This window comes from Salinibacillus kushneri (assembly GCF_900111405.1).
GTDB lineage: Bacteria > Bacillota > Bacilli > Bacillales > Alkalibacillaceae > Salinibacillus > Salinibacillus kushneri.
Map to the genome: position 1 here is coordinate 249424 of NZ_FOHJ01000001.1, position 23449 is coordinate 272872.

21 protein-coding genes are annotated in these 23449 nt (G+C 36.9%); 3 read left to right on the forward strand and 18 right to left on the reverse strand.

Annotated features, from left to right (window positions below):
• Positions 1 to 114: 114 nt before the first annotated feature.
• The 15 genes from BMX63_RS01210 to flaG all read right to left on the reverse strand — a co-directional run bounded on the left by BMX63_RS01210 (position 115) and on the right by flaG (position 15594).
• On the reverse strand, positions 115 to 1596 hold the full coding sequence (locus BMX63_RS01210; protein WP_093131145.1) for a S41 family peptidase: 1482 nt from the start codon (positions 1594 to 1596) through the stop codon (positions 115 to 117).
• 144 nt (positions 1597 to 1740) lie between these two features.
• Positions 1741 to 3000 (reverse strand): murein hydrolase activator EnvC family protein, encoded by a 1260-nt coding sequence (locus BMX63_RS01215; protein WP_093131147.1) that lies wholly within the window; start codon positions 2998 to 3000, stop codon positions 1741 to 1743.
• 35 nt (positions 3001 to 3035) lie between these two features.
• Complete coding sequence (gene ftsX / locus BMX63_RS01220; RefSeq protein WP_093131149.1) at positions 3036 to 3929, reverse strand: permease-like cell division protein FtsX; 894 nt, start codon at positions 3927 to 3929, stop codon at positions 3036 to 3038.
• Positions 3919 to 4605 (reverse strand): cell division ATP-binding protein FtsE, encoded by a 687-nt coding sequence (ftsE, locus tag BMX63_RS01225; protein ID WP_093131151.1) that lies wholly within the window; start codon positions 4603 to 4605, stop codon positions 3919 to 3921. The genes ftsX and ftsE overlap by 11 nt, the downstream gene beginning before the upstream one ends.
• 343 nt (positions 4606 to 4948) lie before the next feature.
• Positions 4949 to 5371, reverse strand: a complete 423-nt coding sequence (gene cccB / locus BMX63_RS01230) for a cytochrome c551 (RefSeq protein ID WP_093131153.1) — start codon at positions 5369 to 5371, stop codon at positions 4949 to 4951.
• 69 nt (positions 5372 to 5440) lie between these two features.
• Positions 5441 to 6295, reverse strand: a complete 855-nt coding sequence (locus BMX63_RS01235; RefSeq protein ID WP_093131155.1) for a YitT family protein — start codon at positions 6293 to 6295, stop codon at positions 5441 to 5443.
• Between the two features lie 309 nt (positions 6296 to 6604).
• A protein-coding gene (gene prfB, locus BMX63_RS01240) for a peptide chain release factor 2 (RefSeq protein ID WP_177167120.1) occupies positions 6605 to 7703 on the reverse strand; the annotation gives its coding sequence in 2 pieces (ribosomal slippage) (positions 6605 to 7639 and positions 7641 to 7703; 1098 coding nt in all).
• A gap of 100 nt (positions 7704 to 7803) precedes the next feature.
• Positions 7804 to 10314, reverse strand: coding sequence for a preprotein translocase subunit SecA (gene secA, locus BMX63_RS01245; RefSeq protein ID WP_093131157.1), 2511 nt, complete (start codon positions 10312 to 10314; stop codon positions 7804 to 7806).
• 385 nt (positions 10315 to 10699) lie between these two features.
• On the reverse strand, positions 10700 to 10846 hold the full coding sequence (locus tag BMX63_RS17825; protein WP_177167121.1) for a hypothetical protein: 147 nt from the start codon (positions 10844 to 10846) through the stop codon (positions 10700 to 10702).
• 615 nt (positions 10847 to 11461) lie between these two features.
• Complete coding sequence (hpf, locus tag BMX63_RS01250; protein WP_093131159.1) at positions 11462 to 12019, reverse strand: ribosome hibernation-promoting factor, HPF/YfiA family; 558 nt, start codon at positions 12017 to 12019, stop codon at positions 11462 to 11464.
• A 187-nt stretch (positions 12020 to 12206) separates the two neighbouring features.
• Complete coding sequence (locus BMX63_RS01255; protein ID WP_220083797.1) at positions 12207 to 12572, reverse strand: DUF8042 domain-containing protein; 366 nt, start codon at positions 12570 to 12572, stop codon at positions 12207 to 12209.
• A 5-nt stretch (positions 12573 to 12577) separates the two neighbouring features.
• On the reverse strand, positions 12578 to 12931 hold the full coding sequence (fliT, locus tag BMX63_RS01260; protein ID WP_093131163.1) for a flagellar protein FliT: 354 nt from the start codon (positions 12929 to 12931) through the stop codon (positions 12578 to 12580).
• Positions 12931 to 13338, reverse strand: a complete 408-nt coding sequence (gene fliS, locus BMX63_RS01265) for a flagellar export chaperone FliS (protein ID WP_093131165.1) — start codon at positions 13336 to 13338, stop codon at positions 12931 to 12933. The genes fliT and fliS overlap by 1 nt, the downstream gene beginning before the upstream one ends.
• A gap of 21 nt (positions 13339 to 13359) precedes the next feature.
• Positions 13360 to 15207 carry a flagellar filament capping protein FliD gene (gene fliD, locus BMX63_RS01270; RefSeq protein ID WP_093131167.1) on the reverse strand — a complete coding sequence of 616 codons (1848 nt, stop codon included), beginning with the start codon at positions 15205 to 15207 and terminating at the stop codon, positions 13360 to 13362.
• 15 nt (positions 15208 to 15222) lie between these two features.
• The gene (gene flaG, locus BMX63_RS01275) at positions 15223 to 15594 is read right to left on the reverse strand and encodes a flagellar protein FlaG (protein WP_093131169.1); all 372 of its coding nucleotides are present in this window, start codon (positions 15592 to 15594) and stop codon (positions 15223 to 15225) included.
• A gap of 235 nt (positions 15595 to 15829) precedes the next feature.
• On the opposite strand from flaG, the gene BMX63_RS01280 reads away from it, so the two are divergent.
• The 3 genes from BMX63_RS01280 (at position 15830) to BMX63_RS17830 (ending at position 18415) form a co-directional block, all read left to right on the forward strand.
• A complete protein-coding gene (locus BMX63_RS01280; RefSeq protein WP_281242707.1) occupies positions 15830 to 17536 on the forward strand; it encodes a methyl-accepting chemotaxis protein in 1707 nt (568 codons plus the stop codon).
• A 214-nt stretch (positions 17537 to 17750) separates the two neighbouring features.
• Complete coding sequence (locus tag BMX63_RS01285) at positions 17751 to 17951, forward strand: YjfB family protein (RefSeq protein ID WP_093131173.1); 201 nt, start codon at positions 17751 to 17753, stop codon at positions 17949 to 17951.
• 296 nt (positions 17952 to 18247) lie between these two features.
• Positions 18248 to 18415 (forward strand): hypothetical protein, encoded by a 168-nt coding sequence (locus BMX63_RS17830; RefSeq protein WP_177167123.1) that lies wholly within the window; start codon positions 18248 to 18250, stop codon positions 18413 to 18415.
• Between the two features lie 417 nt (positions 18416 to 18832).
• On the opposite strand, the gene BMX63_RS17660 is transcribed toward BMX63_RS17830, so the two are convergent.
• The 3 genes from BMX63_RS17660 to BMX63_RS01295 all read right to left on the reverse strand — a co-directional run bounded on the left by BMX63_RS17660 (position 18833) and on the right by BMX63_RS01295 (position 23394).
• A complete protein-coding gene (locus BMX63_RS17660) occupies positions 18833 to 18949 on the reverse strand; it encodes a sulfotransferase (protein ID WP_143060100.1) in 117 nt (38 codons plus the stop codon).
• A gap of 245 nt (positions 18950 to 19194) precedes the next feature.
• Entirely contained in the window at positions 19195 to 20175 is a 981-nt protein-coding gene (locus BMX63_RS01290) for a sulfotransferase domain-containing protein (RefSeq protein WP_093131175.1), read from the reverse strand.
• 90 nt (positions 20176 to 20265) lie between these two features.
• A complete protein-coding gene (locus BMX63_RS01295) occupies positions 20266 to 23394 on the reverse strand; it encodes a sulfotransferase (RefSeq protein WP_093131177.1) in 3129 nt (1042 codons plus the stop codon).
• Between the last annotated feature and the right edge of the window lie 55 nt (positions 23395 to 23449).

Here is a 23449-nt window from a genome sequence, read left to right on the forward strand (position 1 = left end):
AAATTTCATTTTTTAAAGGTTCAATCCAACCGAGGACAAACCACTTCTTAAGCCCTTGCTAAACATAAAACAGCCTGCCACTTTGCAACGTAGCAAGCTGTCGTTTTATGGTTTTTACTGTTCATATAATACTTCTAAAGCTTTATTTAATTGACGGTCATTTTCTTCCGCTGATACGGCTTCAACGACCTGTGCTTGAATTTGTTCCCCAGTTTCCTGGTTCACCTTTCCAGTAACCTCTAAATCATGATCCTTTTGAAAGGCTTCAACAGCCTGGGCAGTCTGTTCACTAAAGTATCCATCCGTACGACCAGGATCATAACCAATTCCCTTTAACATCGTTTGAATGTTGGCGACATTCTCATTATTCATATCCAGGGTCAGAGGATTTTCAACTTCGACCGGTGTTGTATAAAAGAATTCCGGCTGTTGGACTTTCACCGTTGGCTCAATTCCTTTTTCATTGATCCATGTACCATCTGGAGTCAGCCATTTATACGTTGTAATTTTTATTTGACTTCCATCCCCCATATCAAGGGTTTTTTGTACAGTACCTTTCCCATATGATTTTTCTCCAACAACTGGATAACCTGCCTCCAGCATAGCAGCAGCTAAAATTTCAGAAGCTGAAGCACTTCCCTTGTTTGTCAGAACAGTAATCGGGTAGTTCTTTTTCTCTTTCGTACCGGAATAGTACCTTTGTTTTTCGCCGTTCTTCTTCTCAAAAATCACGTAAGGCTGATCTTCAGGAATAAAATTCTCTAAAATGGTTTCAACCGATGTAAATAATCCACCTGGGTTGCCTCTTACATCAATGACCAGACCTTCTATTCCCTTATCTTCCAAATCAGAAAGAGCTTGATTAAATTCCTCGGCTGTTTTTTGTGAGAATGAGGTAATTTGAATAACACCTGTTTTCTTTCCATTTTGATTTTTCACTTCAGGATAAACGGTTTCCACAGGGATATCATCACGAACCACATTCACACTGATGGCATCCGATACGCCCGGTCTTTGAATGGTTAGTTCAACCTCTGTTCCCTTTTCTCCACGTATTTTAGCAACGGCTTCATTCAAGTCAAAACCATCAAGACTTTCTCCATCGACTTCCAATATTTGATCTTTCGGCTGAAGACCTGCATCTTCTGCTGGGGAGCCTTTAATAGGAGACACAATCGTTACATGTCCATCGCGCATACTCACCTCTGCTCCAATCCCCTCAAAGGACGATTCAATACTATGGTTAAATTGCTCAACCGTTTCTTTGTCCATATAGACACTATGAGGGTCACCCAGCGAATCAAGCATTCCCTGAACGGCACCTTCAACCAATGTTTTTTGTTTCACATCTTCTACATAATTGTTTTCAATTACAGAGTAAGCACGCATGACCTTGGAAAAAGCATTCATATCACTAAATTCCTCGATTAATTCTTGCTTTTCTCCATCTGTACCTGCATTGGACTGCTGGCTGCCACCATCTGCCTGTTCTGTTTGACCAATACCTATAACCTCTACACCTACATAAGTCAATACAGATCCCAGAACAATGGAAACAATGATTAAAGCAGCCAGATAACTTTTTTTAACGTTCATCTTTCTCACCTCGAGTAACCACTCTTATAGTTGTGGAAATTTTTTTGCATCTGAATGCTTTATAATATGTAAAGGCATCCCACCGTAATATGTGCGATGCCTTTAATCTTACTATATGATACTGTCTCCGTAAACATGTCCACTTTAGAAGCCTATATACTTACGAGGATTAACAGAATTAGATTTACTGTAGTTCCAAGGTCCTTCATGCAATTCAAAATGTAGATGCTGGCCTGTTGAATCACCTGTATTGCCCATATATCCAATTACTTGTCCCTTTTTAACATACTGATTTTCTGAAACGGTATATCTGGACATATGTGCATAGATTGTTGTGAATTCCTGCCCATCTATATTATGTGTGATGAATACCACATTTCCATAGGACGATGAATGATAGGCACGAAAAATGATTCCTGAAGCTGAAGCAATAATCGGTACCGATCCACCTTTGGCAATATCCATACCATAGTGGGTTCCCCCACGTGTACCATACTCATCTGACACATAACCCTGAGCTGGTCTCGTAAATTGTCCGTTTGACACTGGAGGTGTACCACTTGAAGATGATGTCGATGGCTGTGGTTTATTAAGCTGTTCTAATTCCTGCTTTTTCTTTTCAATCAAACGCTTCTGAGCACTTTTTTGATTTTTTAATATTTCCTGTTCTTCCTGCAAGGACATCTTATGGTCATGAAGCTCCTGCTCTTCTTTCTCCAATTGAGCCATTAGATTTGCTTTCTCTTTTCGCTGCTTGTCCAATTTGACTTTCATTGACTCAAGCTCGTCTTTTTTCGCTACTAGCTCATCCTGCTTTTTTTCTACTTCAGCCTTATCACTTTCAAGCTGTTCTTTTTCAGCTCTTTGTTTTTCCAGGATTTGCTTATCTGAATCCATTATCTTGCTAACAGCATTACTACGTGATAAAAAGTCCCCAAAGTTTTGAGCTCCAAGTAAAACCTCTAAATAGCTGATAGATCCTCCATTCTTCTGGAGAGTACGAAGACGATTCTTTAAAAGCTCGTCCCTTTCCTTAATACGCTTTTTCGCTTCTTTAATGTTTTCTTTTAATTCCTTAATGTCTTTTTTTGTCTGACTAATCTCTTGTTCTGTATTTTGAATATCCTCTTCTGTATTCGCTACTTTTTGGTCTATCTCCTGAATTTGAGCATTAATTCGTTCCTGTTCAGCTTGATTTTCATCAATTTTTTCCTCTGTCTCTGATTCACTCTCTTCCAGATCTTTCTTTTGCTTATCCAGATTTTCCTGCTTTTCTTTAAGATCGTTTATTTCTTGTCGAAGGTCTCCTTTAGATGTTGCAAAAGCCTTCTCACTATCTGAAAATGAAAAGCTGACCATCATTAACATTAATATACATATAACGGAAAAAGTTCGTTTTTTCAAGGCCCCGTCTCCTCTCCTAAGCTATCAATTCATATCTATACTTTGAGGAATTTCCGAACACTCATCACACTTCCCCAAACGCCAATGAAAGCACCAATGCCTAATAAAATCAAAGATACTTGCCAAACGAATGGACTAAAGGGTATCAATTCAAAGAATGGTACGAATGTTCGATCTTTCATATTTTCATATAAGTAATAATAACCACCAATCACCAGAATAATGGGTACAATAGAACCGAGTATTCCCATTAATAATCCTTCGATAAAGAATGGCCAGCGAATAAAACCATTGGTAGCCCCAACAAGTTTCATAATACCAATTTCTTCACTTCTTGCCATGATGGTGATTTTAATGGTATTTGAAATTAAAAAGGCTGCCGTTAAAACGAGTGCTGCTATTAAACCAATGCCTATGTATCTGGCATATTCGTTAAAGGTAAAGAGCTTCTGAATGACATTATTTCCATATTCTACAGAGGAAACATGGTCAAAGGATTTAATCTTTTTGGCTACATCAAATGTGTCCATGGGGTCAGCCGTTTTTATAATAAACGCAGCATTTAACGGATTATCCTGATTGACCATAGCCATCGCTTCTCCATCAGCACCTAAGCTTGACATTAAGTTTTCCAGCTCTTCCTCTTTTGAGGAATATTCAATCGTAGAAATTTCTGAAAGCTTCGTGATTTCCTTTTCTAGCGCATCGATGTCTTCCTGGTTAGCTGCTATATCAATAAATGCCCGAATTTGAACATCTTCTTCTACTTTCTCAGACATTTCGTTTAAGTTCAGCATTATCACGAGGAAAACACCAACTAAAATGAGTGTTGTCGTAACAGAGGCAACAGAGGCAAAAGTCATCCAGCCGTTACGCAGGATGTTCTTGCTTCCTTCTCTGAGGTGACGCTTTAAAGTTCTAGCTTTCATAACCGTAGTCACCTCTCTGTTCATCACGAACAACTCGTCCATGTTCGATTGCTATAACCCGTTTCTTCAATGTATCCACGATGTCTTTACTGTGGGTAGCCATAATAACCGTCGTCCCTCTAGCATTGACTTCTTCAAATATTTTCATAATCTCCCAGGATGTATCGGGATCTAAGTTTCCTGTAGGCTCATCTGCAATCATTACTTTAGGACTGTTAACAATTGCACGAGCTATGGCAACACGCTGCTGTTCACCACCAGATAATTCTGCTGGCTTAAAACGAGCCTTATTTTTCAAATTCACTAAATCCAGAACATCCATCACTTTTCGACGAATTTTTTTCGGTGAATCTTCTATTACTTCCAAAGCGAAGGAAACATTTTCATAGACTGTAAGGGCAGGTAAAAGCTTAAAATCCTGATACACTACTCCAATCCCTCTTCGCAGCATTGGAATCTCTTTTTCTTTTAGTTTGGCTACGTTGTGATTGTTAATCAGTACTTCACCATTTGTAGGCTTCACTTCACGATACATTAATCGAATAAACGTTGATTTTCCAGCACCACTGGGACCAACGACATAAACAAATTCTCCCTGTTCAACTTTTATATCTATTCCTTGAAGAGCTGTAACACCATTGTGATACGTTTTTTGTACGTCTTTCATCTCAATCATGAGTTATACCACCTATGCCTCTCAAGTTGTATTGTCGTCGTAGCTGTGTTTTGTTTTATCTATTTATTGTATTAAAGTTCGATAAGAAAACATATCGTACATAATCTACTTATGTAGCGATGTAGAAAACCCAGTTAATTTAGCATCTTTGTTTACTCTGTTACCTATTATAACATCAATCTACAAAATTTTTAGAGGTATTTTTATTACAGTTATATTTCAAATGTCACATTTTGTCGAATTTGAGGAGTATGGAAAGGAAAAGAGAGGTCAGATATGTAGGAAATAGGGGAAAAGAAAAACCTGAAAAATGGGTGAACCAAATTTCAGGCTGCTTGTCCTTTTATTCTTTTTTTGTGGCTAACCATGATGCAACTGTGTTTGCATCCTCGTCACTAATGTTAACCGGGGGCATTCCACCCTTACCATTTTGAATAATTTCTACAATTTCATCCTTAGAGTATTGGGAACCGATTGTTGTTAAGTCTGCTGAATTTCCTTGACCGGTAAGATCTGCACCGTGGCAGGTTGCACAGTTGTTTTGAGCAATTTTTTCAGCTGCTTGCGTATCTACATTTCCTTCACCTTCATCAGCAGTACCCTCGTCACCTGCATTATCAGTACCTGTGTCACCATTTTCATCTGCTTGCTGCTCCGTACCTGCATCGTTGTTACCTGTGTCTTCACCAGCATTGTCATCGCCGCCGCCACAAGCTGCAAGTACTAGAATAGAGCCAAATAGAAGGGCTATTAATGTTTTTTTCATCCTTACTAATCCCCCTTTACAAAATAGTTGAAATGCCATATATTGCACTTCATGGATATTATAACCTATTCATTGCTTTTTAAAACCCTCGCCAAGTACCTCTGCTGCTGACATAGCAATTACGAAAGCCTCTGAATCAACTTTGTTCACGGTTTTTGTCAATTTGGTGAATTCTTTTTGATCGACAACACACATAATGATGCTGCGATTTTCTCGCGTGTACCCGCCTTCTCCACGAAGGATAGTAACTCCGCGATCGATTTCCTCAAAGATAGTTTTCCTCATCTCTTCTAAATTATCCGTTATAATCATAACGTTTTTCGAAGTGGTAAAGCCCACCTGGATAATATCAATCGTACGACTCGTCATAAATAAACCGACTAAAGCGTATAAAGAGTGTTCAATATTGAATACAAAAGCTGAAGCTGTCACAATCGTTCCATCAAAAATCGCAATACAAATACCAAGGGAGATCCCTGTGAATTTATGTAAAATAGCAGCCGCTACATCAATTCCACCAGTAGAGGCTCGGCCCCGGAAAACAACTCCCAGTCCTGCACCTACTAAAATACCTCCGAAAACAGATGCTAAGAGTGGATTTAATGTTGCCGGATCCCAGTCTCTTGTTACATAAACAAAAATCGGCAGCATAATTGTGCCCAGAAAAGACTTTAGTCCAAAATTAGCTCCAAGAATAAGAACTCCTGCAATAAACAAAGGAACATTTAAAAATCCCTGTACAAACGCAGGCTCCCAGCCAAACAGTTCTTCCGTTAACGTACTGACACCGGCCACACCGCCGGATGCCACGTCATTCGGAAGCAAAAATAAATTAAAGGAAGCAGCGATAAAAAACGAACCTAAAATGACATAAAAATATTCTATAGCAATCAGCTGCTTACTATTCAATTCGCGTTTCCCCATGATGGAAGCACCTCTTTTTCATCTGACAATTCTTATACCGCTAAGGACTATACCACACGAAGAAAGGGCTGTAAACGCCGTCAAATTAACGCTTTACAGTAGTAACGCGATGAATTGGACAGGCTGTTTGAGTTCATGCTGGGAATAAGTTCTCTTCAAATAAATGATTTTCCAAACGGGTTCATTATTTATGAAAAATATCGTTTATGGACAGATATCCTAAAAGTCATGATCAAGCTTAATCTTCCCTTTTATAAACCAAAAAACCAGAGAGTTATAACACCCTCTGGTTCCCCATAAATCTATTCTCTACATTTGTGAACGTAAATATGCATCAATGAATGGGTCAATGCCCCCATCCATCACGCCTTGGGTGTTGCCAATTTCTACATTGGTACGATGGTCTTTTACCATGGAGTACGGATGGAATACGTACGACCTGATCTGGCTTCCCCAGCCGATTTCTTTTTGTTCACCGCGAATTTCATCGAGCTCTGCTTGTTGTCTTTCTATTTCTTTTTGATAAAGCTTAGATTTCAGCATTTTCATGGCTTGTTCACGGTTTTTAATCTGGGAGCGCTCAGATTGGCAGGTTACAACGATATTCGTTGGTAAATGAGTAATCCGAACGGCTGAGTCGGTCGTATTAACGTGCTGACCACCTGCTCCACTGGAACGATACGTATCAATTTTTAAATCCTCAGATTTGATGTCAATTTCAACATCATTGTCAAATTCCGGCATCACATCACAGGAAGCAAAGGATGTGTGACGTCGGCCGGATGAGTCAAATGGTGAAATCCGCACTAAACGGTGGACACCCTTTTCAGCTTTTAAATATCCATAGGCATTGTGACCTTTAACAAGCAAGGTAACACTTTTTACACCAGCCTCGTCTCCTGGTAAATAGTCCAGCGTTTCTACTTTAAAATCCTTACTTTCAGCCCAGCGTGTATACATACGAAGCAGCATACTTGCCCAGTCCTGAGACTCTGTACCCCCTGCTCCTGGATGCAGCTCCAAAATGGCATTGTTCTTATCATAAGGCTCACTTAGAAGCATGTATAATTCGAATTCATTTAGATCATTAGTTACATTTTGAACTTCTTCTTCTAATTCTTGCCGAAGTTCAGGATCATCTTCCTCTTTAACCAGCTCATAGTTGACCTCAAGATTCGCTAAATTTTCTTCATTCTTTTCAAAGGACTGTACAAGCTCCTTTAGACTGTTGACTTCCCCAATAACTTTTTGAGCTGTTTCCTGGTCATCCCAAAAACCCGGGGCGGTCATTTCCTGTTCAAGCTCAGCAATTCGCTTCCGGTCTTCCTCTAAGTCAAAGAGACCCCCTAAAGTCATCGAGTCGTTTATTCATTTTGTCCATTTCCTGTTTAATATCCGTTAAATCCATTATCATCACCTCTAAAACAATCTAATTTTATACAAGCTATAGCCCTGACAATTCAAGAGACACCCCACAATTTTTTGCTTGGAGTGCCTCTCAATTTATTTTATGCTCCATGACAGTGTTTGTATTTCTTGCCGCTTCCGCATGGGCAAGGATCATTACGACCTACAGCCTGCTGTTTCACATAAGGCTTACGTTTCTTCTCCTTTTCTTCACCGCCGCCTGATACGGCTTTGGTACCCTTAACAACCTCCTGGCGCTGAAGGTTTTCACGAATTTGGGCTTTCATGATGTAACGGGAAACTTCTTCTTCAATATCCGCTACCATTTGCTCGAACATGGAGTAGCCTTCCATTTGATACTCGCGTAATGGATCGGTTTGACCGTAAGCACGGAGATGGATACCTTGACGAAGCTGATCCATCTGGTCAATATGGTCCATCCATTTCGTATCAACCGTGCGTAAAAGAATGACCTTTTCAAATTCACGCATTTGTTCTGGAGAAATTTCCTGCTCTTTCTCATCATATTTTTGCTTAATCATGTTATTAATCTGCTCAGTGATTTCTTCCGGTTCCAGTCCCTTTATCATGTCTTCTGAAAGTTCATTTTCCCCAAGAAGATTACTGTTCATGTAGGAAACAAGCCCTTCCAGATTCCAATCTTCAGGGACATCTTCTGCAGTATATGAACCGACAACCCGATCAACCGTGGAGTGAATCATACCCTCTACAATTTCACGTAAATCATCGGAATCAAGCACATCATAGCGCTGTTGATATATGATTTCACGTTGCTGACGAAGCACATCGTCATACGCAAGCAAGGTTTTACGAGCATCAAAGTTGTTTCCTTCGACTCGTTTTTGAGCAGATTCAACCGCACGGGAAACCATCTTACTCTCAATCGGCTGATCCTCATCCATACCGAGACGCTCCATCATCGATTTCATATTATCGGAACCGAAGCGGCGCATCAATTCGTCTTCTAAAGATAAATAGAACTGGGATAAACCAGGGTCCCCTTGACGACCTGAACGTCCACGGAGCTGGTTATCGATACGGCGTGATTCGTGTCGTTCTGTACCAATAACGGCTAACCCGCCAAGCTCAACGACACCATCACCCAATTTAATGTCTGTACCACGACCGGCCATGTTGGTTGCAATGGTAACGGCGCCTTTTTGACCCGCCTGCAGGATAATCTCAGCTTCACGAAAATGGTTTTTCGCGTTTAGCACATTATGCGGAACTTTTGCTTTTTTCAACATTTTAGAGATTAATTCAGAGGTTTCCACCGCAACGGTACCAACCAGAATAGGCTGTCCCTTTTCATGGCGTTCTTTAATATCATTAACAACCGCTCGGAACTTCCCTTCCATTGTTTTATAGATATAATCCGGACGATCATCACGTGTAATAGGCTTATTCGTAGGAATCACCACAACATCCATATTATAAATGTTACGGAACTCCTCTTCCTCTGTTTTCGCCGTACCCGTCATACCGGCAATCTTCTGATACATGCGGAACAGGTTCTGGAAGGTAATCGTAGCAAGTGTCATGCTTTCCTTTTGAATCTGCATACCTTCCTTCGCTTCAATCGCCTGGTGCAATCCATCACTATAGCGACGCCCCTTCATCAAACGACCGGTAAATTGGTCAACAATGACGACCTCGCCATCCTGTACCACATAATCTGTATCACGCTGCATAATTACATGGGCTTTTAAAGCCTGGCTAATGTGGTGAGTGAGAGACACATTGGATAAATCATATAAGTTGTCTATATTAAAGAAACGCTCTGCTTTGTTGTTTCCTTCCTCGGTTAGCTGTACGTTTTTCGTCTTCTCATCATACGTATAATCTTCTTCATTTTTTAACGTGCGGACAAATTGATCAGCACGAAGATACATATTTTCCGAACGGGAGGCTGAACCGGAAATGATTAGTGGTGTACGAGCCTCATCAATTAAAATGGAGTCCACCTCATCAATGATGGCATAATTAAGTGGACGCTGAACCATTTGCTCTTTATAAAGCACCATATTATCGCGTAAATAGTCAAAACCAAATTCATTGTTGGTTCCATACGTAATATCCGCGGCATAGGCTTCCTTCTTTTCTTCCTTGGACATACCATTGGAATTAAGGCCAACTGTTAATCCAAGAAATCCAAAGAGCTCCCCCATATCCTTCGCGTCACGGTCTGCCAAGTAATCATTGACCGTAACGATATGAACACCTTTACCTGACAAAGCGTTTAAATAAGCAGGCATGGTGGAAGCAAGGGTTTTCCCTTCACCTGTTTTCATCTCAGCAATATCACCATTGTGAAGCGCAATTGCGCCAAGAAGCTGTACATAGAAAGGACGCATGTTTAATACACGTCTTGCCCCTTCACGAACAACCGCATAAGCTTCTACTAAAATATCATCTAATGTCTCTCCTTGTTCGAGACGCTGCTTAAATTCTTCTGTTTTTGCTTTTAAGCCCTCATCAGACAATTTCTCGATTTCAGGCTCCAGTGCTTCAATTTGATCTGCTTGTGCTTCTAGTTTTTTAAGTTGACGTGAATTTCCATCACCAAAAACCTTTTTTAATAATCCTCGCATACATTCGCACCTCTATTTAGTAAAATCACGCTTTTAAACTAGTCCTCACTACATCATAACACTAAAAGATACGTCATGACAACAAAATGCCCATGCTCAAGGACAAAGGAAGCCATTTTCATACCCAGCAAGAATAAAAACAGGAAGCACATGTTTAGCGAAGTACTGACTGGGCTAAAGCCGTAGGGGACAAAGGAAACATGACTTAGCGTAGGTGAAGGAAGCCTCTCTTGGCGCTGGAACTGAACGTGGCCACATGCACTGAGCTCCAATCCAGAAAAAAGAGCAGCACAGTGGCTGCTCCATACATATAGAAACGTATTCATAAGGAAAGGAGGGGAGCAAGGTACGTGCATACTCTTGCCTAAAAACGTGGATTAAGGGGTTAAATCTTTTTTACATGCCTTTTTTCCAAATCCGTCATACGTTGATTTATTTTAGCAACATATTCAACCAACTGTGCTATGTATTTTTCATGCTGCTTGATTCGGTTCTCTTGTCTTTGGCATTGGGGGCAGGTTTGATTTGACATGAATACGCCTCCTTTTAGTTCGATGATTTAGTTATACCATGAATCAACAATAGAGAAAAATTTCCAAAATCAACAAATGATGTCGTATTTTGCTCAGAATAGACCAAAAATCCCCAAATTTCATGTTATTTCTTTATGTTTGTTCTTTCAAAATTCAATTTTAGACAAAGTTTCATTTATTTTTTCGGAACCTGACTTTGTGCCGTTTTCTGGTTATCCTGTTGCAGTAGAATACCCTTTGTTTTGAGGGCTGAGTGTGATTTTGTGTGTATTTAAATGGCTGCGTGGAAGCCATCATACGAATAATCACTCATTAAGGAACAGTTCTTAAAATGTTGTAAAATAATTTTCTTAAGCCATCATGTTTGTAGGATGAACTTAAAATAACTAAAAAATATAATATCGTGCTGTTTAGAGCAACCCTACGTTTAACAATAAGTTTATTTGCAGACAGTCAGCCCTTATTCGCCATTTACGGTTTGTTAGCTTATCCCATACATTTACTTGTCCGCGCCAAAATCTCAAAAGACTCAAGGCTTTAAAGACTTAACCTGTCAATGACAAAAAAGATCCTGCCCAAATAGCAGGATCTTTCTAGTATAAGGATGTATTCAATTAACTAGGTTCAATTAAACCGTAGCGTCCATCATTTCTTCGGTAAACCACATTGGTATCACCTGTTTCCGCATTGGTAAAAACGAAAAAGGTATGTCCAAGCATATCCATTTGCAGGATAGCTTCTTCAGATGCCATAGGTTTTAAATCAAATCGTTTGGTACGTACAATTTCAAAATCATCGTCTTCTTCATTGGATGTATCTTGATTAAAAATCTCTTTTTCCATCTCTGCAAAGGCATATTTTGCTGCACCATGCTGACGGAACTTTCGATTTATTTTTGTTTTATGTTTACGAATTTGACGTTCTAATTTATCTACTACCAGATCAATTGCTGCATATAAGTCGGAATGATGTTCTTCTGCTCGTAATAGGAGGTCCTGCATAGGTATGGTTACTTCAATGCGCTGTTCCCCGTCATAAACACTGAGGTTCACATTCACATCAGAAGTGATTTTGCTGTCGAAATACTTTTTCAGCTTGCCGATTTTCTTCTCTACATACTCCTGAATTGCATTTGTAACTTCCAGATTTTCGCCTCTTATGTTAAAGTTCATAAGAAGTTCCTCCTTTCATCCTTATGTATTGTTTATTCTACGATTCCACCTAAAATTCCTCTATAAACTAAAAAGTTTCTTTTTGAACAATATGTGTCATAGATTGTCAGTTTTTGGTGAATCACAATAAAAAACTCCTACCATGGTTAGACATGATAAGAGTTTTATAGGAATTTTGTTTTACTTTTTAATGGGAAATGAAAGGCTCAATACGATGATCCATAACCTTCTTCCACTCAAGAAAGGCGGGAATGACTTCATCAGATAATAGAGTTGCTTTATCCACATCATTCTCAAACCACTTCGACATGGATTGGACTAGGTAATCAAATTGATTAAGCGTCTCAATATTTAGTAAGGGGACGAGCTGATCATGGCTTGCATGAAGCTGTTGCATGCCTTTTACTAAGTCTGCAAATAAAGTTTCTGCAATATCCGATTCATTAACGTCCGTCATTTTATCAAGATGCTCCAGGGCTTCACTCATACCCTCCAATAGCTCATGATACTTTTGTAAAAACTCCACTTGCTGCACGTCTAAATTTGCCACCATTTCACCTAATTTCTTTTATCAAAAAACATTCCATCGACCGTGGAGACATTTTGATAAGGATTTATGTATTTCTGGTTGTTACGTTTTTGCGTTTGAATCTGCTTCATGGACCCTTTTAGCTGGGCGAATTGTTTTTGAATCGAGGTTTCAATTTCACGATCCATGCTTACAATCTCTTTTCCAAGCTGCTTCTCTTCATCGGAATAAGGAGGTTTTACTTGATTCATGATGTTCTCTCTTTTGTTAAGAAAGTCTGTCATGCTTTGTAGTAAATCTTCCTGATCCCTGTCTAGATCCTGTTGATACAGAAAGTTGTAAAACTCCGATGTGATTTTATGCAGTTCTTTCACTACACTCATTATGCATTCCCGCCTTGACCGTATTGGTGCTTTCTGGTTTTCTGAATAACTTCTTTCCAGGTATCACGAAATTCTGTAACTAATTCTGAAGACTCATCTAGGATTTCCAAGTCATTGTTAATATTCGCTTCCATTAAACGACGGTTAATATAATCATATAAAGGCATCATTTGATCTGAGATATCACTATTTGGATCCAGTGTAACCATCAATTCCTGTATTATACGCTGTGCTTTTTGGATATTTGTATTTTTCAACTCATAGTTTTTTTCAATGATATTCTTTTTGGCTTGTCTAATAAACTTCAAGCATCCATTATAAAGCATTAACGTTAATTCTCCAGGTGACGCGGTATTAACAGAGTTATTCTGATACGCTTGTTGTCTGGATGCATATGGATTGGCCATGATTGTTTCACTCCTTCACGATTACATTCCACCACCGAATTGGTTAGATAAAAAGGCGGATTGCTGGTTCATTTGTTGTATAGCTTGTTCCATTTGTGAAAATTGACTCCAATAGCGGTTTTCAACCTGTACCATTCGATCCTCAAATCGGGCAATACGATCATTCAGGTCCTCCAGTCGTCTACCCATGGTGTAGGACTGAAGGGTGTCGGTTGATTTTCCGGCTCGTTCATCAATCCGGTCCCTGACGTTTTGAACGGCATCATCAATCCGGTTCATTATGCCTCTACTGTCACCTTCCGCATCATTACTAAAAAGTTTATAGACTGCGTTTGAATCTTGAGCTAAAGCTTCTTTTAATTTGGATTCATTAATCTCCAATTTCCCACCATCAAGATAGTTAGAGGTTGTTGTAATCCCAATTTCAGAAAGGTGAGAAAATTCATCGCCTGTATCCACTTCAGCATACCAGGCACTCCTCATTTCGGATAATCCAGAGGATAAAATGTTGTCTCCTTTAAGAAGTCCACTTTTTGATTTTTCTTCCCAAAGTTCGATTTCATGCTCTGACATATCTTCTTTTTGTGCATCTGTTAACGGTTTATAATCCCGGTATCGTTCTTCTGTAAGCTTTCCATTTATTTTATCGATGGCTTCATTGTATTTTTCTACAAACTCTTTAATATTTTCGAATGCAGTTTCTGTGTCATCTTCAACGCTTACTTTAGATGTTCCAGTTGAATTTATTGTATATGTCACACTATTAATCGAAAACGTATTAGAAGTTCTTTCTGTATTCAGACCATCAATAGTAAATTTTGCATTTTGTCCTGGTGACTCTGTAGCTGTATCAGCTGTCATCCCTAGTACGTTTGTTAAAAAGTTTCCTGACATCCCAATTTCCGGTTCACCATCAGGGCTCAAATTTCCCGTTTCTGTCCGTTGAAGGCTGACTTTGTCAGAGTACGAATCATAAAAAGCGGAAACCCCTACATCAGAATCACTGATTTCAGTCATAATTTGATTCAAGGAAGTAGTTCCATCAAAAGTGAAGTTATATTCACCATCTTGATCTTCATTATCTAAAATAACGTCTCCGTTTGAATCATACGTTTTAAAAGCAAAAGATACCGTATTATGTTCATAATCGAAGCTTTTAATCGTACTTTCAGCATCGAGGGATTCTCCAAACTTCATTTCACCTGTATCGGTATTAATATAAACCTCACCTTGTGCTGGAGAAGCGGAATCAATAGAGTCGGTTCCGGTTGTAATCGTATAATTCGTTTCTCCTCCATCACCATTCACAACTGTAACTTGATTACCTTCTATAGAGGAGGCTGTTATAGCACCTTTATCAAGCTGAAAAGTATCTCCCCCACTATCACCTACAGAAATATCATTTTGTTTATCATAAAGACTAGATTCCCAACCGAAAGCGGAAGTCCCAAATTTACTTTGCTGCTCCCATAAACTCGCATCTGGATCAATTTTATTATTAGAATCAGTTGAAATTCCTTTCGTTTCATCACCTTTATAACTAATATTATAAGCCGCCTTAGCAACCTGACTAACATCAATGGTATGAGAGCCGTTAGCAGCGTTTGACCCTGCGGTAGACTCAACTGAATCACCAGTTACACTTACATTTTTCGATTGATATGTACTCGACAATCTCATATCAAAGCCTAGGGAATCAAGCTCTAATAACTGAGTATTCATTTCCCGGTAAGCATCACGCCTCCAGGTCATCCACGTACGATCCTGCTCCATCTTTTGCAGCGGCATACGTTCAGCTTCCATTAAGTCATTAACAAGCTTATCAATATCCATACCAGAAGCTAGTCCGCCAATACGCATATCTGACATTTTTAATCACCACCATTACACTTTTTCATCAACGATAAATCCCATAAATTCTGCCATTGCTGCATACATATCCAGCATTTTTTTAGGCGGGATTTCCTTAATCACTTCATCGGTTTCCTGATCTACAATCGTAACATAGTAATCTTCCAGTTTTTCATGGAATTCATAACGAATAGACGTATGAATGGGTTCTAAAAACTTGTTTAATCCTTCAGTAATATTCTTTGCCTCATCACGGCTTATCGATGTTACATAGGAATCTTCTGCTTTTCCGTTTTCATTTCGTTTCCCATCTGCATTGGTACTTTCTATCGTTGGAGAAGTAGCTATGCTGTGTTCGGACCGCTGCAGGAGTTGGGACCCAGATAATACTTTACCTACATCCATTTTCAGCAACTCCTCAGATTAATCTCTTTACTAGTATTATCGGTTATGATTTTAATAGTTTTAGTCTATGACAGAAAATCATTGGCAGATGAAAGATTTGACGTTTTAATAAAAAACCCTTACGATTCTTAAGTATGGTCCAAAAGTTGCATATGTAGGAATAAATAGGAAATAGTCAAATTCTACATAACTATCATTTTATGATCATGTAGATTCTATCAACGTGGAAAATGAGGTGTGCACATTGCTCAAACGACTATTCAGGTTCAAAAGACTTAAGACCAAAATCCTTCTTAGCTTTTCAATTATCATGGTACTTGTCCTCATATTAAGTGGATATAACTTTTTTGCCATAAAACAATCTAATCAGGAAGTAAACCAAATTTTAAAAGAAGAATTACCTATCCTTCAAGTGAGTAAGGATTTATCATATAACATTACTGAAAGAACTGCTTTAGTACGTGGTTTTTTATTGTACCGGGATAATTCCTTCCGTCAGAACTTTGAAGATTATCAGGAACAAAGCGCTGCCCTTGAAGAGGAAATGCTGTCATTAAGCAATAATAAAGAGACCGAAAAACTGGTTGAACAGACCCGAGAGTGGGATACCATTTTACAAGATGTTTTTGCCGCCTATGATAACGATAATGAAGATGAGGCGATGCACATCATGACCACCCAGGTAAAACCTCGAGCAGAAAAACTGATACGTGATTTAAATGAAATGTCTTCCAACCAGGATACTGTCATTGAAGACACTGGAGAAACCGTGATTACTTCAGGACATACAGTATGGCTTGCAGGAGCGATTATGTCTATTCTCATTATAATCATTGGAATCACAGTTGCTTTACTCACATCACGAAATATTACGAAACCCATTACAAAAGTAATGGATAGAATGAAAGCTATTGCATCAAGAGATTTAAGACATGAACAGTTGGATATTCAATCCAATGATGAAATTGGACAATTAGTCGAAGCTGCTAATCAAATGAATGACAATACACGAGAACTTTTACAAAATATCAATTCCGTATCCGAAACAGTGTCCAATCAAAGCAGTAAGGTAACACAATCTGCTGATGAAGTGAAACAGGGCTCAGAACAAATTGCCTCCACGATGGAAGAAATTGCATCTAGTTCTGAAACGCAGGCAACCCATGTTCAAACGCTATCTTCAAACGCCTCTTTATTTACCTCTAATGTTCAAGAGGCCAATGCACAAGGTGAACATATGGAGCAGACTTCTAACCAGGTGTTACAAATGACCGAAGATGGAACTAGACTTATGGAAGACTCTGTGCAGCAAATGAAAAATGTTGATCAAGTTGTTCAGTACTCCGTAGAAAAGATTCAGAAGCTAGATACAGAATCACAAAAAATATCAAATCTCGTTACGGTCATTCATGATATTGCAGAACAAACCAATCTCTTAGCCTTAAATGCTGCGATTGAAGCTGCACGCGCCGGAGAACATGGACAAGGATTTGCAGTGGTGGCGGATGAAGTAAGGAAACTGGCTGAGCAGGTCGCAAATTCCGTAACGGATATTACCGAAATTGTAAAAACTATTCAAACCGAAACAAGCGGAGTAGTAGAATCGTTAGAAAATGGTTACTCAGAAGTCCAAAAAGGAACCAATCAGATCCAAACTACTGGTCAAACATTTAACCAAATCAATCAAGCTATGGAAAAAATGGCAAATAGTATCGATACTGTGGCCAATCACTTATCAAGTATGGCATCAAATAGCCAGAAAATGACATCTTCCATTGAAGAGATTGCTACCTCAGCTGAAGAAGCGGCATCAGATGTAGAGGAGGCCTCTGCTTCGGCACAGCAAACGAATCGTTCCATGGAAGAAGTCTCAGCAAGCTCAGATGAACTCGCGAAATTGTCAGATGAATTACATAACCTGGTCCGAAAGTTTAAATTGTAGAGAGGTGCCTGTCACCACCCGAATTTTGTCGTATTATATTGTATAGAAGAATCACCTTTCAGTTAACATCATAGTCGAAACATAAACTAAGTGAATAATCCATTTGGGAAGATACCAGCGTTAGCTACTTATGTACATTATGAAAATATTTGGCAATTTATCTTTTCTCCATCTCCTAAGTCTACTATAATCAAACGAAAGGAGGTTTTACATAATGGATATTGTCGCGTTATCAATGGGGCTAAGTCAGACAGGCCTACAGCAGGATGTAAACTTATCTTTGATGGATAAAACGATGAACCAGGCTGAGACAAAAGGCCAGGGCATGATTAAGATGCTTGAGGAATCGAGTGTGAAAACCATGCAGCATTCTGTTCAGCCTCATTTAGGGGGTTCTGTTGATTTAAAAGCATGAAAAAAAGCGTCCATTCCAGTTTTTGGTTTGGACGCTTTTTATTGACTAATAATTTTGTACCTCTAAGTTACTTAAATAGACTTGAGAATTAATCCATAACCTTTCGTGATTTGAATTACTTCTGCATAAATTTTTTAGCAGTCGAAAAATAATTACATGCAACTGATGTAAATTTAAAAGTAAGTTTGCACAACCTTTTGGTGCATAATTATCCCCATTATAAGTCCTTCCTCAAAGACTTATATTGCAAAACAGTAAGAGGATTCTTTAAAAAGTCTCCTTCTCCAAGCCCATTAATGGAATTGAAGAATGATGAACTTTTGAAAATGCTAAAGGAGTTTTATAAATCAACACCAGCAAAAAAGGCAAAAGAAATTCTGCAAGTGGTAAAGGAACATGGATGCTGGGAGAATAAATACCAACAAGAAAGAATTAACTTAATCAAATCTTATATTGGACATTAAATTATTTGGAATAGAATATAGAAAACTTAGAACAGCAAATGGACATAATTATTGAAGAAACAAGTAGCTGATTGAAAAGCATACGGGGTGTTGATATCCTCATAGCGGCAACACTCATTGCCAATATTGTTGACATAAATAAATTTTCAAAAAGTAGCAGGAATTGTCCTTTTAGAGAACAGTTCAGGGGAAAGCACGAATCAATATGCCAGCAAGCTAGCCAAGAATTCATCTGAAGTTGTTCTCATGAATTCCTTATTAAAACATATATAATGCGGACCATGAATAATTTTCCTGTTCACGTTTATTGTGTGGTCTTTTTGGTAAAGACTCTGACCATTTATGAATAAGTTGTTTAAACTGTGCTTTTTTTCGTCTAATTTACTTGATTCGTATAAAATAATTAAATAAGTGCTGTTACAAAATCAGTTCATAGACTGGTGAAATATTTGGATGCAGGCCTATTAAATCTACTAACAATGTTGTTCCTGATCTACCTGCACCACCAATAAACATTGGAGAGAACATGTCCATATTGACATTCCTCTCATAGTAAAATTATATATCTGTCCTTGCACTAGTTTTTTATAAACAAGGAATTGCTTGAGTTAAGAAACATGGCTGCACTTCTATGGAGTTTCACTCATGTGCTATCTTAATTCTTATAGTCAATAAAGCTTATTCACTACTATGGCCTTCTCTGACGCTAATTTTTAAATATGATTTGTGCTATCGGCTTAGGCTTGTGGCATTTTGTTGAAGCACTTTAATTTCCTTAGCTAGAACTCTTGGTATAAATGATTATTAAAAATAGTGTAATACTTTTGAATTTCTTTGATCACATTCGAAGAAAGTTCGTTTTTATATTTAAAAATTTGATCCTTAGCTATTCTATTTATCTTGTACCCATTTCCTTTTTTATTTAACTGACCAATATAATTGGATACATCATTGGTCCAATTTAAATTTAAATTCTCATATATCTCTTTAAATCTTCCATTTGGATTTTCACATAAATCTTCGTGTTTTACTAATATCCAATTAGGGTGATTTTTAATTTGTTTTTCTAAAACATAATAAAACGCACCAATTTGCATGCTCATCTGTGAAATATGCGAATTAGCTGAAGCTAAATGTTCTTTAAACGGAAAAAGATAGTCTTCCATCAAATAATCCTGATAAAAAATATTTCGTAGCGAATCAGGCATTTTTAGTTTTAAATAGCTAGAAATAACACTAGCGGGGTGCCTTACAATAATAACAATTCTCGTACTAAAATTATTATCTAACCACTGTAAAGAAAGCATATTGTGAACTGATTTTACAATAGGAACCGTCTTACTGTTAATAGAATTAAAGGGAGGCAATCCCATTGTTTTAACTGTGTTGTTTTTATTCCTGTCACTAGTTTGCACAAAAAAATCCTTGTGAATAAATCCACTTTTTTTTCCAATTTCCCTTTCAAGATTAAATGGATTAATGGGTAATGGTTGCCGGAAAATTTCCGATAACTCCTTTAAATGAACAATATTATCTGTTAGTACACTACTCCATAACTTATAATAAAGTGAATTATTATCATTACTTCTTAAATAAGGATATCTATGAAGTCCATCCTTTAAAAAGAATGCTTGAGCATTTGCCTTTTCATTATCTGGTTCATGAATATAAACCGCATTAGGTGCTTTGGATAATACATTACCAAGCCATGTCGAACCACTTCTAGGGATGCCACTTATCAGCACAGGTCTTTTAGTCATACCACACTACCTCCAATGGTACCTAGATTAACATTTTTTACTATAGGGCTATTTTTCACATTTTTTAAAATATAATCTTTAATAATTTTCTTACCAATCTATATTATTCTCGTATCCTAAATCAACTAATAATTGCCCTCCAATTTCCTTAAAAACTTTTTTATCTTTCTGTGTAAAATCTATCTGCCAACGTTTTTTTGATTTTGTGTAAATCTGTTTAGATACTTGATTTGTACTAGATTCATTAGGTTCATACCCACGATCTACATTTACATAATTCAAAACTTGATCTGACCATGTTTCATCTAAAAAGACTAATACATCTTTTATAATTTTTTTAGGCTCAGTAATTAAATCTTCATACTTTATGAACATAACTTTTCCTTTTAGTATTGGGTCTCTTGAGTCTTGAATACTTTTAGTAAGTACTTGCTTCCAATAATCTGTGGCATTTCTTATATTTTGAACATATGGTAATGGATTACCCTGGAAATCATACCAATCCATTGTTACTAAAGAAGATGCTACATCTCTTCCGTCCCGAACAACATGAATAAATTTTGCGTCCGGAAATATTTTGACTAGTTCTTTCATGATTAATACATTATGAGGAGTCTTTTCCACAATTCTATTTGCGTTACTTTCCATTTTGAATTTTTCAAAGAAACTACTTATAAAATTATTAAAGGATGTATTTATATCCTCTATATCCAATCCATATGCTTTTCTAATGTCTTTGATAGAAATCATTTGATTATATAAATTTGCGATTTGTTGTAGCATTTTAAATTCAGGACCTGAACATAGATTTGGGTGGGCATTCAACATTACTCTCAACAATGTCGTGCCAGATCTTCCAGCTCCCCCTATAAAGATTGGAGAAGCGTTTTTTGGATAATTTAATTCAGCATTATTGTTTAAAATAGGTTTTGTTCGGAAGTGTGGATTAATTTGATTTAGTTTGGATTCAACTTCTTCTAAAAGTTCATACTCATTCGACAGCTTTAAAACTCTTTCATACATATCACTAGCCTTACTCATTTGATTTTCTTGTTCATAAATAAATGCTAAATTATAAAGACTATCAATATGATTAGGGTTAATCTTTAATCCTTGTTTTAATATCCTCTTAGCTTCTACAAAATCCCCCTTTTTCATTAAAATAACTGCCTTTATAGAATATAAGTCTTCATCATTAGTCTCTGTTTGTAATGCTTGATTGACTATGTTTAAGGCCTCATCAAAATAATCTTTTGAAAGAAAATCAATGATTTGTCCTTTAATAATAGCTTTTCTATCATTAATTTCCTCACTTTGATGATTAGAACTTAAAAACTGATTTAACAGATATTCTACGCCCTGCTTCACTGGAGGATATACAGCCAATGCCTTTCTTAAATATCTAATATAGGAAGTGTCATCTACTCCTATTTGTGATTTAGCTTTCAACATATAAATAAAAAAAGCGTCTTCTTCACTTTTTACATCATGGACTTTTTCTTCCTCTATTATATTGGTGTTATAGTATTTTTTTACAAAAGAAATACCTTCCCCAACAAAACGATTAAATAAAGATTGATATAATTCATCATTTGTTTCATTATTAAGAACCAATGCATAACGTAGTAGAGGTTTATTTATTCTAATCTTTTCTAAGTCATCTTCAAATGGATAGGATTGAAGATACTCATAAATAACCTCACTTAGATTTTCATATTTCTCTGATAAATATTTGAAATAATTGTTTATAGTTGATTCTTTAACATCTAATAACAAATCATATATAGGATAGTTTTGCAGTAGTAAATAATATAATATGTCGCCGTAATAATTAGGTGAATTTGAAAAATCTATTGTTCTTAGATCACTAACCCATTGAAGAGTAAGATTTTCTTCCTTAATGATTTCCATACGGATTTTATTCAGTAAATTATAGCTTGAATGTCCATCGGTAAAATTCTCAATAATTTTTTCCTTTTTTTGATTGTCTTCCATTTGAAATAATGCATTTTCCAGTTTTTTATAAAAATAACTAGTCACTTCATCACTAGTTTCAGTAAGTTTCTCATCTTTAAAACTTACTAAGCCGCGATAGTCTTCTTGCTCAACATAAGTTTTAATAACGATAGGAATGATACTTCTGATATTTTGTGATTCTTTAATTTTATTAGCATAATCTTTTGCTTTGGAATACTCTTTATGCTTTTCATATAAAAAACAAAGATTAACATAAGCTTCTTCTACATTCCCGATGGTATAGTGAGTTACAGTAGTATCTATTCTACCAGGGGCAATATTATATTCTTCTTGTATTATTAAATATTTCTCGTAATTTTTAATGGCTTCACTATATTTTCCCATAGCCATTTGTGCTTTACCTAAGTAAAAGTAAAAGTCCATCAAACCATCTTTCACTTTAATTGCTTCCTTACAAATCTGTTCAGCTTGAAATATTTTTTTATTATTTAATAGCCCCATTACAAGGTCAGAGTAAATGTACATCATCCTTGAAAGGTCAATTTTTTTCCTCTTCGCAATTTCGTATGCTTTTTCAATATACTCAAGTGCTTTTTCATTCTCTTTATGCATTCCATAAGTGTTAAATAGTTGATGAAGATAGTAAATATTATCTGGATCTTTTTCTAACTCTTGATGCAATAGATCACTATTTCGAGTAAACTTTCTTTCCATTAACTTTTTATCTGTAGCTAGATATCCGTAATGAACTAGGGTCAATTCCATAAGAAAAGCTGGTTCCTCTTTAAGTGGTTGTTCATGTATAGCTCCGACATACTTAAAATTCTTCTTATTTTTAAACATTCTAGCTACTGTGGAAACATTATACTTGCCTTCTTCCTCTCGAATAATATTTTTAATGTTTACATAAACACTATTAAAATTCTGGTCTCTACCCTTTTCAAAAAAATCAATTAAGCTTTGTTGATTAGTTATTATTTCGTCACCATCTATAACAAAAATCCATTCTCCCTTAGAATAACTAATTGATTTATTACGCATGGCAGCAAAATCATTATTCCATTTATGATAATAAACATGTTCTGTATATTTCTTTGCAATTTTAGGTGTATCATCTGAGGATCCTGTATCAAGTACTATAATTTCACTTTCAACCACATCACTAACAGGTTGAATGCTCTGTAATACATTTTCAATATATTTAGATTCATTTTTTACCATCATGACAAAGCTTAATTTCATTTCCTATATCCTCCGTTATTTTTATCCGATTAAAATAATATGATTTACTCCACTA

Excerpts from the sequence above, each read along its gene's own strand:
- BMX63_RS01210 (WP_093131145.1), bottom strand. The coding sequence starts at position 1,596 with ATGAACGTTAAAAAAAGTTATCTGGCTGCTTTAATCATTGTTTCCATT.
- ftsX (WP_093131149.1), bottom strand. The coding sequence starts at position 3,929 with ATGAAAGCTAGAACTTTAAAGCGTCACCTCAGAGAAGGAAGCAAGAAC.
- ftsE (WP_093131151.1), bottom strand. The coding sequence starts at position 4,605 with ATGATTGAGATGAAAGACGTACAAAAAACGTATCACAATGGTGTTACA.
- cccB (WP_093131153.1), bottom strand. The coding sequence starts at position 5,371 with ATGAAAAAAACATTAATAGCCCTTCTATTTGGCTCTATTCTAGTACTT.
- BMX63_RS01235 (WP_093131155.1), bottom strand. The coding sequence starts at position 6,295 with ATGGGGAAACGCGAATTGAATAGTAAGCAGCTGATTGCTATAGAATAT.
- secA (WP_093131157.1), bottom strand. The coding sequence starts at position 10,314 with ATGCGAGGATTATTAAAAAAGGTTTTTGGTGATGGAAATTCACGTCAA.
- BMX63_RS17825 (WP_177167121.1), bottom strand. The coding sequence starts at position 10,846 with ATGTCAAATCAAACCTGCCCCCAATGCCAAAGACAAGAGAACCGAATC.
- hpf (WP_093131159.1), bottom strand. The coding sequence starts at position 12,019 with ATGAACTTTAACATAAGAGGCGAAAATCTGGAAGTTACAAATGCAATT.
- BMX63_RS01255 (WP_220083797.1), bottom strand. The coding sequence starts at position 12,572 with ATGGTGGCAAATTTAGACGTGCAGCAAGTGGAGTTTTTACAAAAGTAT.
- fliT (WP_093131163.1), bottom strand. The coding sequence starts at position 12,931 with ATGAGTGTAGTGAAAGAACTGCATAAAATCACATCGGAGTTTTACAAC.
- fliS (WP_093131165.1), bottom strand. The coding sequence starts at position 13,338 with ATGGCCAATCCATATGCATCCAGACAACAAGCGTATCAGAATAACTCT.
- fliD (WP_093131167.1), bottom strand. The coding sequence starts at position 15,207 with ATGTCAGATATGCGTATTGGCGGACTAGCTTCTGGTATGGATATTGAT.
- flaG (WP_093131169.1), bottom strand. The coding sequence starts at position 15,594 with ATGGATGTAGGTAAAGTATTATCTGGGTCCCAACTCCTGCAGCGGTCC.
- BMX63_RS01285 (WP_093131173.1), top strand. The coding sequence starts at position 17,751 with ATGGATATTGTCGCGTTATCAATGGGGCTAAGTCAGACAGGCCTACAG.
- BMX63_RS17830 (WP_177167123.1), top strand. The coding sequence starts at position 18,248 with ATGGAATTGAAGAATGATGAACTTTTGAAAATGCTAAAGGAGTTTTAT.
- BMX63_RS17660 (WP_143060100.1), bottom strand. The coding sequence starts at position 18,949 with ATGGACATGTTCTCTCCAATGTTTATTGGTGGTGCAGGTAGATCAGGA.
- BMX63_RS01290 (WP_093131175.1), bottom strand. The coding sequence starts at position 20,175 with ATGACTAAAAGACCTGTGCTGATAAGTGGCATCCCTAGAAGTGGTTCG.
- BMX63_RS01295 (WP_093131177.1), bottom strand. The coding sequence starts at position 23,394 with ATGAAATTAAGCTTTGTCATGATGGTAAAAAATGAATCTAAATATATT.